The organism is Flavobacterium flavipigmentatum, assembly GCF_020911905.1.
Classification (GTDB): Bacteria; Bacteroidota; Bacteroidia; order Flavobacteriales; family Flavobacteriaceae; genus Flavobacterium; species Flavobacterium flavipigmentatum.
Genome location: NZ_CP087133.1, coordinates 3,466,668 through 3,481,330, shown reverse-complemented (window position 1 = coordinate 3,481,330; position 14,663 = coordinate 3,466,668). Strand labels below are relative to the sequence as shown.

At 36.2% G+C, this 14,663-nt stretch carries 9 protein-coding genes; 8 read left to right on the top strand and 1 reads right to left on the bottom strand.

All coding sequences use genetic code 11. From position 1 onward, the window contains the following. Positions 1–31: 31 nt before the first annotated feature. The gene (locus tag LNP22_RS14905; protein ID WP_229974164.1) at positions 32–1,060 is read right to left on the bottom strand and encodes a LacI family DNA-binding transcriptional regulator; all 1,029 of its coding nucleotides are present in this window, start codon (positions 1,058–1,060) and stop codon (positions 32–34) included. 325 nt (positions 1,061–1,385) lie between these two features. Here LNP22_RS14905 and LNP22_RS14900 point away from each other — a divergent pair, with 325 nt between their 5' ends. The 8 genes from LNP22_RS14900 (at position 1,386) to pelA (ending at position 14,647) form a co-directional block, all read left to right on the top strand. Beyond that, positions 1,386–2,786, top strand: coding sequence for a glycoside hydrolase family 28 protein (locus LNP22_RS14900; protein WP_429670525.1), 1,401 nt, complete (start codon positions 1,386–1,388; stop codon positions 2,784–2,786). Positions 2,787–2,819: 33 nt separating this feature from the next. Beyond that, entirely contained in the window at positions 2,820–5,960 is a 3,141-nt protein-coding gene (locus LNP22_RS14895) for a SusC/RagA family TonB-linked outer membrane protein (protein ID WP_229974162.1), read from the top strand. Between the two features lie 12 nt (positions 5,961–5,972). Then, on the top strand, positions 5,973–7,658 hold the full coding sequence (locus LNP22_RS14890; protein ID WP_229974161.1) for a RagB/SusD family nutrient uptake outer membrane protein: 1,686 nt from the start codon (positions 5,973–5,975) through the stop codon (positions 7,656–7,658). A gap of 109 nt (positions 7,659–7,767) precedes the next feature. Next, positions 7,768–8,709, top strand: coding sequence for an alpha/beta hydrolase (locus tag LNP22_RS14885; protein WP_229974160.1), 942 nt, complete (start codon positions 7,768–7,770; stop codon positions 8,707–8,709). A gap of 6 nt (positions 8,710–8,715) precedes the next feature. Next, entirely contained in the window at positions 8,716–9,681 is a 966-nt protein-coding gene (locus tag LNP22_RS14880; protein WP_229974159.1) for a DUF4861 family protein, read from the top strand. 96 nt (positions 9,682–9,777) lie between these two features. Next, positions 9,778–10,998, top strand: a complete 1,221-nt coding sequence (locus tag LNP22_RS14875; RefSeq protein WP_229974158.1) for a glycoside hydrolase family 88/105 protein — start codon at positions 9,778–9,780, stop codon at positions 10,996–10,998. A gap of 24 nt (positions 10,999–11,022) precedes the next feature. After that, on the top strand, positions 11,023–12,642 hold the full coding sequence (locus tag LNP22_RS14870) for a glycoside hydrolase family 43 protein (RefSeq protein WP_229974157.1): 1,620 nt from the start codon (positions 11,023–11,025) through the stop codon (positions 12,640–12,642). A gap of 7 nt (positions 12,643–12,649) precedes the next feature. Further along, positions 12,650–14,647, top strand: coding sequence for a pectate lyase (pelA, locus tag LNP22_RS14865; RefSeq protein WP_229974156.1), 1,998 nt, complete (start codon positions 12,650–12,652; stop codon positions 14,645–14,647). Positions 14,648–14,663 lie beyond the last annotated feature (16 nt).

Genomic DNA, 14,663 nt, shown 5'->3' with positions numbered 1-14,663 from the left:
TTTATTTATATCGTTTAGTTTTTAATAAAAATTAAGAGGTAGTTCTGGACGATGATTTACGAATGTGTAATTCTGGAGTTAGAACTACCTTTTTTTCGATTTTGATGGTTTGTGTTTTGTCGACTTGCTCCAAAAATACACGGGCAGCCATTTTACCCATCTCAAGCGGAGACTGGTCTACAGAAGTAATGGAGAGTTCCATAAATTTGGTAAAAGGCTCGTTACTAAAACCACCTACACAAAACTCTTTTGGAATGCTTATATTTCTTTCTCTTAATTCCTGAATAGCACCCAAAGCCGCAAAATCACTCGAAGAGAAGATCGCATCTGGTGCAATATCATATCCTAATAAAATTTCTACAGCTTCTTTTCCTGCTTCAAGACTACTTTTAGACTGAATAACGTATTTTTCGTTAAACGTCATTCCGTTGTCCAGCAAAGCTTGTTTGTACCCTAAAAATCTGTTTTTGAAAATCTCAAGCGATTGATCTCCAGACAAGTGAGCAATGCATCTGCAACCTTCGTCAATTAAGTGTTTGGTCGCCATGTAGCCGCCTTTAAAGTCATTGATCGTTACAGAACTAACACCTTCTATGTGTTTGCTTCTATCAAAAAATACTAAAGGAACATTTTTCTTTAATACATTATGAAAAGCTTCATCATTTTCGTTGCTAACATCCGAAACCGACATTAAAATACCGTCTACCTGAGCATCAATTAAGGTATAAAGGTTTTCGTTCTCTCTTTTTGGATCTTCGTGAGTTTGGCATATAATTACCTGATAACCATTAGGATGCAATTCTTCTTCGATTCCTCTGATGACAGATGCAAAGAAATTACTATCAATACGAGGAACAATAACCCCTATGTTATTACTACGGCCGCTTTTTAGAGCTAAAGCAAGTTTGTTTTGCTTATAGTTCATTGATGCAGCTGTTTTAAGAACCAATTCACGTGTGCTTTCTTTTATTTTCGGATTGTTATTTAACGCTCTGGAAACCGTAGCAGCAGTGATATTGAGCTTTTTTGCAATATCATAAATGGTTATTTTTTCGCTCATTCAAAAGTTATTTTGATTAATTAACAGACAAAAATACATTTTTTTTATATAACTCAATACTTTTTGTTATCGATTACCATAATTTTTAACTAAAACGTTTTCTGTCTGATAATGATAAAAAATTATGTATTTTTTTATCTAAAATGTAAATATAATTCATAATAAAAATTAAATATACATTTTATTTCTAAATAAATTTGGTGTATTAGAACTTATTTTATACTTTCGTGTAATCGATTACATGCTTATTGTTATTTTAATTAATAAATCTTAATATACCACGCAAATGACTAAAAGTAAGTTCATAAACCTAAAGATAATTGTTTTGTTCTTATCAATTAGTGTGCTGTTAGGTGCTTGTGGAAAACAAGTTTCTGGTACTAACGCCGAAATTGCTTGGAGCAAAATAGAAATGGTGGTAAAGAGTATGCCTCAAACCAGCTTTTTAGATAAAATTTACAATATCAATGATTTTGGCGCTGTTGCTGATGGTTTAACTTCAAATACGGCTGCTTTTGAAAAAGCGATCAAAGCTTGTGCGGCAAATGGTGGTGGTGTGGTTTTGGTTCCTAATGGAAAATATTTTACTGGCCCCATTCATTTAGAGAGTAATATCAATTTGCATTTGGAAGATAATGCAGAAATTCTTTTTAGCACAAATCCAAAAGATTATCCGTTGGTTCATACTTCTTTTGAAGGAACCGAACTCATAAATTATTCTCCTCTTATTTATGCAAAAAACAAAACCAATATTGCCATTACCGGAAAAGGAACGCTAAATGGTCAGGCAAACAGCACTAATTGGTGGATCTGGGCAGGCAGTAAAAGTTACGGATGGCAATCAGGAATCCCGTCACAAAATGATCCTAACAATCGCGAAGTATTGGTAGATATGGCAGAAAGAGATGTTCCTGTTTCTGAGAGAGTTTTTGGGGAAGGACGTTATTTGCGTCCTAATTTTGTAGAATTTTTTGATTGTAATACGGCTTTGATAAAGGATGTAAAAATTATAAATGCCCCTTTCTGGATTTTACATCCCATAAAAACAAATAATATTATTGTTGATGGAGTTACGGTGACAAGTCATGGTCCTAATAATGATGGTTGTGATCCTGAATATTCTCAGAATGTCATTATAAAAAATTGCACCTTCAATACTGGTGACGATTGTATCGCTATAAAATCGGGTAGGGACGCAGATGGCAGAAGAGTCGCAATTCCGAGTAAAAATATCATTGTTCAGAATTGTAAAATGATTGATGGTCACGGCGGTGTGGTAATGGGAAGCGAGATTTCTGCTGGTGTAAATAATGTTTTTGTAGAAAATTGCATTATGGATAGTCCTAATCTCGAACGCGCTATTCGTATCAAAACAAATTCTAAACGGGGCGGTATCATTGAGGGAATTTATGTAAGAAATCTTCAAATTGGTACTGTAAAAGAATGTGTTTTGAAGGCTACAATGACCTACAATGTTTATGGTTCTCAAACAGGGAATTTTATACCCACGATACGAAACATCAATCTTGAAAATATTAAAGTAAATGACGGAGGTGAATATGGTATCTTGGCAGATGGCTATAAAGAATCCCCTGTCGAAAATATCACTTTCAAAAATGTGGTAATCAAAAAAGTTGACTCGATGTATTCTTTGAAAAATGTAAAAAATGTACATTTTGTCGATACCTATATCAACGATAAAAAAGTCGAATCTATTAAAGATTAAAAATAACTATCAATTAACCCTTAAAACCAAACTATGAATATCAACCAATTAGTAAAAAAAAGAATAAAATACAATCTTGTATTTATGTTCTTCCTCAATTTTCTGCTGAGCTATACCATGAGCGCTCAGTCAGGACAGACAAGTACAATAGCCGGTAAAATTACAGATGCCGCAGGGCTTTCGTTGCCAGGAGTAAATATTCTTGAAAAAGGAACAAAAAATGGAACTTCGACAGATTTTGAAGGAAGTTTTAAATTGAATGTTTCTAATGAAAAAGCGACTTTGGTAATTAGTTATTTAGGATTTCAAACAAAAGAAGTTAGCGTAATGGGTAAATCAACCATTAATGTAAGTCTTACAGAAGAATCCAATTCATTAAAAGAAGTTGTGGTTGTAGGGTACGGAACGGTAAAAAAATCAGACCTTACGGGCTCTGTAAGTACGATTAGTGCTGCGACTATCACCGAGAGAAATACAATTAACGCCCTTGAAGCCATTCAGGGAAGTACGCCTGGGGTGCAAATTTCATCTAGTTCTGGCCGTGCGGGCGATGGTTTTCGAGTTGTAATTAGAGGAAATAACTCCTTATTAGCAGATTCCAGTAATCCATCAATGGTAGGTTCTACTCCTTTATATGTTGTAGATGGTGTTCCTATGGATGGAATTGACTTTTTGAATCCGCAGGACATTGCCAGAATGGATGTTTTAAAAGACGCTTCATCGGCAGCAATTTATGGTTCTAGAGGTTCTAATGGAGTAATTATTGTGACTACAAAAAGTGGTACGAGCGCTAAGGCCGGAATCAATGTTACTTTTGATACTTCTTATGGTAGCAAGACAGCAACAAGAATGCCAACCATGATGACAGGAGAAGAATGGTGGAAATTTCATCAGGTGGCTTATATGAGCGCAACACCTGCAACGCAGACTCCGGCGCAATTGGCAACATTGGCAGGAAATCAGAGCCCTTTGTTGGTATCAAGAGCCAATAGTGGTTACAATTTTGACTGGGCCGATGCTGTTATAAAATCTGGAATGACAGAAAATAATTATCTCAACATTTCAGGTCGTTCAGATTCTGGTTTGAGTTATAATTTAGGTTTTGGTATTCAAAGTGATAAAGGGTTAATCGATAATGATTCTACAGATAAATACTCATTCAAATTAGGTTTGAATCATAAAATAAATGATAAATTTTCTACAGGTGTAAACGTTACAGTTGCCCGTATCGACTCGCAATTGGGTAGTGACTTGGCCATGCAGGATGCCTTGAGATTGAGCCCGTTAATGTCCCCGTGGGCTGTTGATGCTGCTGGAAACGAAAAAGTAGGTGAGTTGTTTTTTCTGCCGGGAAAATTAACCTATCCAAACGGTACTTTTGCGATCAATAAAACGAGTAATGTGAATCCGTTAGTCGAAATTGCTAATTCATCTCAAACTCAAAAAACATGGCAAACAGTTGGTAATGTTTACTTTCAATACCAACCTGCAAAATGGTTTTCTTTCAAAACTACATTTGCTTCAGGAATCGAAAACACTACAAACGGTACTGCTTATGGAGCACAATCTAATGCAGGTGTGACATTAAATAATAAAAATTCATCTTCACTAGAGAACTACGATAACTTCAATTATACTTGGGACAATCAGATTGATTTGAAAAAGACTTTTAATGAAGTACATGATTTTAGTGTATTATTATTGCAAAGTATCTATTCTAATCAAGATGACAGATCGTATTTATACTCTAATTCACAACCCTTTAATACAGGAACAGATAATATTGGTTCGGGTGTTCAAACGAGTTATGTTGTAAAATCTTCTTATGCAAAAAACACCTTAAACTCGTATGCGGTGCGTATTAATTATGCGTTTAGAGACAAATATTTATTGACTGCCTCAAACAGATGGGACGGTTCTTCTGTATTGGCAGAAGGAGCAAAATGGGAGAGTTTCCCTTCGTTAGCTTTAGGTTGGAAAATTAGTAAAGAAGGTTTTTTATTGAATAACGAAACAATTTCTGATCTAAAATTAAGAGCAAGTGTGGGTTATACAGGAAATGATAACGTTGCTCCTTATACTTCGCAAGCGTTGCTAAATCAGCAAACATTTTATGCAAATGGTGCTACTGTCGTTCCTGGATGGCAGTCAGAGAATTTGGCTAATCAGAATTTGTCTTGGGAAAAAACAAGAGAATTTAACTTAGGACTTGACTTTGGTTTCCTTAAAAATAGAATTACAGGTAGCGTTGATGTTTACGACAGATTATCAGATGATTTGATTTACAAACAGCAATTGCCTGCAGAATCGGGTTGGAAAAACACTTTTTCTAATGTGGGTTCTGTGAGTAACAAAGGGATCGAGGTTTTATTAACGACAAAAAATATTAAAACAAGCACTCTTTCTTGGGAAACTACTTTTACTTTTTCTAAAAACGTAAATAAATTAGAATCCATCTACAATCAAGATAAGGTAAGTGATATTGGTAACAAATTGATTCTTGGAGCGCCATTAAACCCAAATTACAATTATGTTTATGATGGCGTTTGGCAAGAAAGTGAAGCTACACAAGCAGCTTCTTACGGAATGGCGCCGGGTCAGGCAAGGCCAAAAGATTTGAATAATGATGGTAAATTTAATCAGGATGACAGAACTGTAATTGGAAACCCAAATCCAGAATGGCAAGGAAGTTTCTATTCTAAATTGACTATTGGCCAGTTTGATTTTAACTTTTCTGTTCTTACAAGTCAGGGACAAACAGTGTTGAGTAGTTTTCATAAAAACTTTACCGATGTAAGTGACAGAGGTCGTCAGAAAATTGCAATGGATTATTTTATCCCTACAAATGGCACAGGTATCGCCGCTAATGCTAATACAGAAAATCCAAGACCAGGCCCAGTGGCTACTGGTGCAGGAGCTTACTGGAGTTCAGACTTTGGTTATTACAGAGATGCTTCTTATGTAAAAATTAAAAATATCTCGTTAGGATACACACTCAACTCTGATTTGATCAAAAAATTAAAAATGAGTAATTTTAGAATTTATGTAAATGTTTTAGACCCGTTTGTATTCACAAACTTTGACGGATATGATCCGGAGTGGGCAGGTTCTGCTTTTGGTGTAAACCGTCCGGCGTCTATTACTACCCAATTGGGACTAAGTGTTAAATTTTAATAAAGATATCAAATGAAAAAAATAATAATAATTTTAGGAATAGTAATGGCTGCATTTACTTCTTGCAGTGATTATATAGAAGAAGAGAGTTTATCGTATGTTCCAGCTGATGAAACGTATAAAACAGCCTCTGGTTTTCAATTGTTAATCAATGCAAATTATGCTTGGCTTAAAGGAATTTACGGCGGAAATCCGTGGTTATTTGAGTCAGGAACCGATATGTATGCAGAAGGAAGAACTCCGGAACCAGCTGGTTTAAGCCAATATACATTGCTGATTCCGTCATCCAGCAACGTAGACGAATTGTATATTTCGTGTTATCAGCAAATTCAGTCTGTAAACAAAACCTTGTATTATTCGACCGTTACAGAGCAAACCTCCAATCTGGGCATGCTTGTTGGAGAAGCACGATATTTAAGAGCTAATGCTTACTTTTTGTTGGTTCAAACTTATGGAGGTGTTCCTATTGTGAATGAACATGTGACTGCACCTATTTTATCTTTTACAAGAAATACCGCAGAAGAAGTATATACTCAAATTATTACCGATTTAGAAGCTTCTTTGGCTAGTGTGGGTACAGGCCCTTATGCCGCAACGGGTAAAGTAAACAAAAGAGCGGTAAATGATTTATTGGCAAAAGTATACTTAACAAGAGGTTACGAAACGTTTGGTACGGCATCTGATTTTACAAAAGCAGCTTCTTATGCAGATGCGGCAATTGCAGGTCAAGCCTTAAACATACCTTTTAGCCAATTATTTGCTGCCACTGCAACTGGTGACAACGATCTAAATGCTGAGACTATTTTTTCTGTTCAGTACGACAAAGCCTCAACCAGCACAGATCCTACACGATTAGGAAATAATCAGTTTTATTATTTTAGTTCTTACTTGGGTGGTTCTGAAACGGGCGCTCCGTTAAGAAGTTACAATTTATGTCCTACTACGTATGCTTTAGGTCTCTACGAAAAAGGAGATAAAAGATGGGAAGCTACTTTTATGACAGAGGTTCTGGAAGAAACGGTAACGACCAACGGAGCAGCAAAAACAACGCTGTATTACCCTTATTACAGGCCTACAAATCCGGCAGCAGTAAAAGTGAGACATTTTTATGAGCCTAAATGGTTTACTCCTGCAGATAAAACAGCTTGGCTAGCAGCCAATGCCTCAAGAAGAGCGGCTACTTTTGTGTACCATCCTTGGGGAGAATACGGTGCCGACCATACGCTTATCGATAATCGTGATTGTTATACTATTCCGGTAAAGAAATTTGATGATGCAAACCCAACAACGCCAGTAAGTACAGGACCTGTAAGCACAAGAGATATTATTTTGTCACGATTGGGAGAAACGTATTTAATCGCTGCCGAAGCATACCTAAAAGCAGGTATTCCAACAACAGGTTTAGATCGTCTTAACGAAGTGAGAAGAAGAGCCGGAGTTGCAAATGCTACTCTTGGGGAGTTTAATATCGACTATATCTTAGACGAAAGAGGCAGAGAGTTGGTAGGAGAATACAAACGTTGGTTTGATTTGAAACGCACCGGTACACTGGTAGCGAGAGCATCATTGCATAATTATAAAATCAAAGCGGCCAATTTTGTTGGAATAGACGGTGCGCTTAAAATTTTAAGACCAATACCTCAAACCGCATTAGATTTAAATCAAAATAAAGATTTTCCGCAAAATCCCGGATATTAGTAAGGGATTGTTTTGTAATTAATTTATAATAGTTGTTTTTAGAAGCTAGTTAAAAAGGAGTTTGATAGTTTATCGAACTCCTTTCTTAACTAGAATTAAAAAAGTTCAGATGAAAAAAATGCTTTTGATACTACTGCTGATTTCGAATGCTAATTTTGCTCAAAGCAATTTTAGTATCGATACTTCGTACACAGAAAAAAGTGTTTATACTAAGTTAATAAAGAAATATCCTTTTATAACGATCCCTCAACTTAAGGAAGATAAAACAGTAGTGCAAGTTGCTAATGTTGTTTATCAGGACCACAAAGAAAGACCTTTGCATTTGGATGCTTTTTTTTATAAGAAAGAAAAACAAAACCCGGCTGTACTATTGATTCATGGTGGTGGTTGGAAATCTGGAAATAAAAATCAAATGCATATTCTGGCACAGAAAATAGCTGCAAAAGGATATTCGTGTTTTGCAATTGAGTACAGATTGTCATTAGAAGCAAAATATCCCGAAGGAGTTATAGATGTAAAAAATGCTATCAAATTTATTAAAGATAATGCCAAAAAGTTCAATGTAGATCCAGACAAAATTGCCGTGTTAGGATGCTCTTCCGGAGCTCAAATGGCAGCTTTGATTGGTACAACAAATGAAAATTTGGTTTTTGAAGACCCTTTGTTCAAAAGCAAAGCTTCTTCAAAAGTAAATGCCATTATCAATATTGATGGAATTTTAGCCTTTAAGCATCCCGAGTCTTCAGAAGGCGAAATGGCATCATTTTGGCTCAATGGTACTTATGAGGAGAAACCTGAAATCTGGAAAAAGGCTTCGGCTTTATCGCATACTGATAAGACAACGCCGCCCATACTTTTTATCAACAGCAGTATCGACAGGTTTCATGCGGGCAGAGACGACATGATAAAGATTTTAGATCAGAATAAAATTTACAGCGAGATACATACGATCAAAGAATCACCGCATTCTTTTTGGTTTTTTGAACCTTGGTTAGCAGAAACGGTACTTTATTCTACTCAATTTTTAGATAAAATTTTCAAAATAAATTAAAATAAAATGAAAACAGTTATTACAATTTCGTCAGCATTACTTTTAAGTTTTACAGCAGTACATGCACAAAAATATGATGTAAAAACGGCTAAAACCTACGCTGAGATTTCGGTTAAAACCGATGGAAAATGGGAAGGTCGTAAATATATTGGAGGCACTACTTTTAATAATGTAGACAAATTAAAACTGGCGCCGGAGCACACAGATCATTCTTTTGATATTCGTTATGAAGGCCCGGGTTGGGAAAGTAATAAAATAGGATATCGCTTGTATCTCGACTGGAGAAATGCAATTGATATTTTCGGAAAAAAAACCTCGGCAATGGTTTTGCCACAAGTAGGGCAGGATAATTTTGACTCGTATCACGAAATGAGCGATTGGGGCGCAGATATCCTGAAAGCGGGTAAAGGAATCGGTATCGGGTCAATCGACCGTTATCTGAACAACGAAAAATTACATTTTTATGAGGTAGATTCGACTATTGCAACTGTTGCAAATAAAACCAATGAATCCGGTGTAAAAGTTGATTATTATGGCTGGAAAACAGCTTCGGATAAAATTGATTTTACATCTGAGTTGAGCATCAAACCGGATCAATTGTACACCAAACATACGATTCGTGCTTCTAAGGAAATTAGCGGAATTTGTACGGGTATTGTTAAGCAAAAGAATACAGAATTGTTTAAAAAAGAAAGTAAAAACAAAAAGTGGGCATATATCGCTACTTACGGAACGCAATCATTGGTTCCGGACAAGTTAGGAATGGCTATTTTTTATGAAGTGAAGACCGTAGAAAGTTTGGTTGACACCGAATTGGATCATCTGATCGTTTTTAAACCAAGTACAAAAACAAATTCTTTTTATTTATTGGGAGCTTGGGAACAAGAAAAAGACGGAATCAAATCGCAGGAAGAGTTTGTAAAATATCTGGATCAAAAATTAGAAGAACTGAACAAAAAAGGTAAAATCTAAAATTTGATGGTTAAAACTATTTTAAGTTTTGTTTGTATGTCTTTGCCTTAGGCAGGTAAAACTCAAATATAAAATTGTAATTATAATATATTTAAAATGAAAAAAAACAATAAACAACGCTCGCTTCTGTCACTCGTATTGATGTGTTTGATGGTTTTTACAAATTGTAAAATGATTTCGCAGGAACCGGTAAAAAGTGATATCGTCATTTCTAAAAATGCAAAATGGTCAGAAAAAATGGCTTTGACATTGATGAAAAGACACGAAAGATCGTATATGATTGACGATTCTAAAACACCAAAATGGGATTATGTACATGGCTTGGTTTTACATGCGATAGAGGCATTAAATAAAGTGCAGCCTGATCCAAGATATGCTGCTTATGTGAGAGATTATGTCGATACTTTGGTAGACAAAGACGGTAATATTAAAACGTACGAACTGGAGAAATACAATATCGATATGGTGGTAGCGGGTCGCTTATTGTTTGACCTTTACGAAACGACAAAAGACAACCGCTATTTGGTAGCTTTGCAGACTTTAAAAAAACAATTAGAGGGGCAGCCAAGAACTAATTCCGGCGGATTTTGGCATAAAAAAATCTATCCTAACCAAATGTGGTTAGACGGTTTGTACATGGGCGAGCCCTTTTATGCGCAATATACAGTTACTTTCGAAAACGGTAAAAACTTAGACGATGTCGCAAAACAATTTGAGCAGATTCAGTTGCATGCTACCGATCCTAAAACGGGTTTATTGTACCACGGTTGGGACGAGAGCAAAGCAATGCCGTGGGCTGATAAAGTGACAGGAAATTCTCCAAACTTTTGGTCAAGAGCATTAGGCTGGTACGCCATGGCACTTGTAGATGCCTTAGATTACTTTCCAAAGGATCATCCAAAACAAAAAGAATTGGTTGGTTATTTGAATAATGTTGCTGCTGCTTTGGCGAAATATCAGGACAAATCTGGTCTTTGGTATCAGGTAACGGATAAAATGGGTAAAGAAGGTAATTATCTGGAAGCTTCTAGTTCTTCTATGTTTGCTTATGCTTTTGCAAAAGGAGCCAACAAAGGATATTTACCTTCTAAATATAAAAAACTAGCCAATAAAGCTTTTGATGGTTTGACAAAACAATTGATAAAAGTAGATGCTGACGGAACCATTACACTCACTCAGGCCTGCCAGGTGGCAGGTTTAGGTGGTGATCCTTATCGTGACGGATCGTACGAATATTATGTAAACGAAAGAAAAAAAGACAATGATCCAAAAGCAACCGGCCCTTTTATATTAGCGGCTTTAGAGCTTAACAGATAATCATTTAAAAGTAATTTTTTTAGAATGAAATATAGCAAAAGCATTTTTCTTTGTCTGTTTTTTCTGCTGATGCAAAAAGATTTCGCACAAGAAAAACCGTTTGTATCGCAAGTATGGGTTTCGGATAACGGAAACGGAACCTACACAAATCCTATCATTCATGCTGATTATTCAGATCCGGATGTGGTGCGTGTAGGCGATGATTTTTATATGACAGCATCGTCTTTTAATGCTATTCCGGGACTGCCTATTTTGCATTCTAAAGATTTGGTCAACTGGAAAATTATTAGTTACGCTTTGGCGAAACAAATTCCAACAGAAACTTTTGATAAAGTGCAACACGGAAACGGAGTTTGGGCGCCTAGTATTAATTTTCATAATAATGAATTTTATATCTATTACCCAGATCCCGATTTTGGAATTTACATGATAAAAGCTAAAAAAGCAGAAGGTCCTTGGTCTGAACCTATTATGGTAAAAGCAGGAAAAGGACTTATAGATCCTAGTCCGCTTTGGGATACGGATGGGAAAGCTTATCTGGCTCATGCTTTTGCAGGAAGTCGCGCCAAAATTAAGACTTTGCTAGTCGTTTGCTCGATGAATCTGGAAGGTACCATTGCTTCTAATGATGCCGTAATGATTATCGATGGGCACGAAGACGAAGGTACTATTGAAGGTCCTAAATTTTATAAAAGAAATAATTATTATTACATTTTTGCCCCTGCTGGTGGCGTTGCGACGGGCTGGCAAACTGTTTTGAGGTCTAAAAATGTTTTTGGGCCGTATGAAAAAAGGAAAGTTTTAGAAGAAGGAAAATCCAAAATAAATGGTCCGCATCAAGGCGCTTGGGTACAAACGCAGACAGGTGAAGATTGGTTTATTCATTTTCAGGACAGAGGCGCGTATGGCAGAATTGCACATTTGCAGCCTATGAAATGGGAGAATGATTGGCCTGTGATGGGTGTAGATGTAGATAAAAATGGCATCGGAGAACCCGTTGCGACTTTCAAAAAGCCCAATGTTGGTAAAACGTATCCGATAGAAACACCCGCTGATTCGGATGAATTTAATACGCCAAAATTAGGTTTACAATGGCAGTGGCAAGCAAACGATCAGAGCAATTGGGGATTTCCGACAAGTTTAGGGTATTTTAATTTGTATTGTCTTCCGGCTCCAAAAGAGGCAAAAGGTATTTTTGATTTGCCGAACATGTTACTCCAAAAATTTCCTGCTGAAGAATTTACGGCTACCGCCAAACTGACCTTCAATTCGAGAATCGACGGAGAATCGACCGGACTGATGATCATGGGTTTAGATTACAGTTGTTTGTCTCTGAAAAGTGACAACGGAAAATTATACTTAAACCAAAAAAACGGCGCTTTTGATAAGGTAATTTCGGAGACTGAAACGGCACCAGTAGCAATAACCAACAAAACGGTTTATCTTAGAGTAAAAGTAAAAAAAGGAGCTATTTGTAGTTTTTTTTACAGTCTTGACGATAAAAATTATCAATCAATAGGTAAAGATTTTACGGCCAAAGAAGGAAAATGGATTGGAGCAAAAATGGGTTTCTTTGCACTGAGTCCCAAAGTAACAAATGATTCAGGAAATGTTGCAATAGATTGGTTTAGAATTACAAAATAAATTGAAAATGAAAAAGATTATAGCACTATTATTATTTGTCACCTTCGGATTGAGTGCACAAAATAAGTACAAAAACTGGTCAGATGTCGTTCAGAAAAATCAACCGGAATGGTTTGCTACCGAAGAAGCAAAAAAGATCGCTGAAAATATTTTGCTGTACCAGAGAGATATCGGCGGATGGCCAAAAAATATTCAGATGCAAAACGAATTGACGCCTCAACAAAAAAAGGATTTGATTGAGTTGAAAAAATCAACAAAAGATGTGACAACAGATAATAAAGCAACGTGCTTAGAAATGCTTTTTATGTCTAAAATGTATGAGCAGGTTAAGGACGAGCGTTATAAAACATCTTTCTTAAAGGGACTTGACTATTTACTGGAGGCACAGTATGAAAACGGTGGTTGGCCTCAGTTTTTTCCTTTAAAAAAAGGGTATTATACGCATATTACCTACAACGATAATTCGATGGTCAATATTTTGGATATTCTAAGGGAAATCGCTTATGAGACCAATTTTTACAGTATAAAACCTTCTGCTGCAGAGCTTGAAAAAACCAAAGTTGCTTTGAATAAAGGAATAGATTGCATCCTAAAAACACAATACAAACAAAATGGAGTATTGACGGCCTGGTGCGCACAACATGATGAGGTGACTTTGGCTCCGGCTAATGCAAGAGCTTTTGAATTGGCCTCGCTAAGCGGCTTTGAATCGGCCAAAATTGTTTTGTTTTTGATGTCTTTAAAAAATCCTTCACCAGAAATTATTACGTCAGTAAAAAGTGCGTACACTTGGTTCGAGAAAACAAAAATTACCAATCTTGAGGAAAAAAGAGTACTTAATGATGCTGGAAAAATTATCGATAAAAAAATGATTCCGACTACCAATGCAGCGCCAATTTGGGCAAGATTTATGGAGTTGGATACCAACGAACCTTTTTTTTGTGACCGTGATGGCATTAAGAAAAAAACGTTGGCCGAGATTGGGGACGAGAGAAGAAACGGTTATTCCTGGTATTCTGATGCAGGAAAGGAAGTCTTAAAAAAGTATGCAAGCTGGGCGGTCAAAAATGGTGTAAAAGTTTCTGATGCTGGATCATCAGTAAAAAAAAAAGACAATTATTTTACGGTAGCACAAGACGGATCGGGTGATTTTACTAGAATTCAAGAGGCGATAAATGCGGCTCCTTCTTTTCCTTACGAAAGAATCACGATTTTTATCAAAAACGGAATATACACAGAAAAAGTAAGGGTTCCGGAGTGGAATACCCATTTGACTTTGGTAGGAGAAAGTAAAGAAAATACGATCATTGCTTTTGATGACAATTTTTCGAAAATAAATTTAGGACGGAACAGCACTTTTTATACACCAACTGTTTTAGTCGAGGGAGATGATTTCTCGGCGACTAATTTAACGATTAAAAATACTTCTGGCGATAACGGACAAGCAATTGCTTTGTCGGTTGTCGCCAATCGTGTTATGGTTGCAAACTGTAATATTCTGGGTAATCAGGATACATTGTATTTGTCCGGAAAAGCGGCAAAACACTACTTTAGAGATTGTTATATCGAAGGTACTACTGATTTTATTTTTGGAGGCGCAACAGTTTTGTTTGAAAATTGTGTGATTCATAGTCTCAAAAGTTCGTTTATTACCGCCGCTTCAACTCCCGAAGGAACGGAGTTTGGATTTGTATTTAAAGATTGTAAAATTACTGCAAATCCTTTGGCTACAGCCGTTTATTTAGGAAGACCTTGGCGTATTTATGCCAAAACAGTTTTTATAAATTGCGAAATGGGAAAACAAATCAAACCGGAAGGTTGGGAAAATTGGTCGAAACCCGATGCCGAAAAAAATGCTTTTTACGCAGAATACAGTTGCAAAGGCGAAGGCTTTAAACCCACTAAAAGAGTGTCTTGGTCGCATCAGCTTTCTAAAAAAGAAGCCGACAATTACACTATAGAAAATATTCTGAAAGAGGATGTATCTAACTGGTATGCAAAATAAATTTCGATAAAAAAAC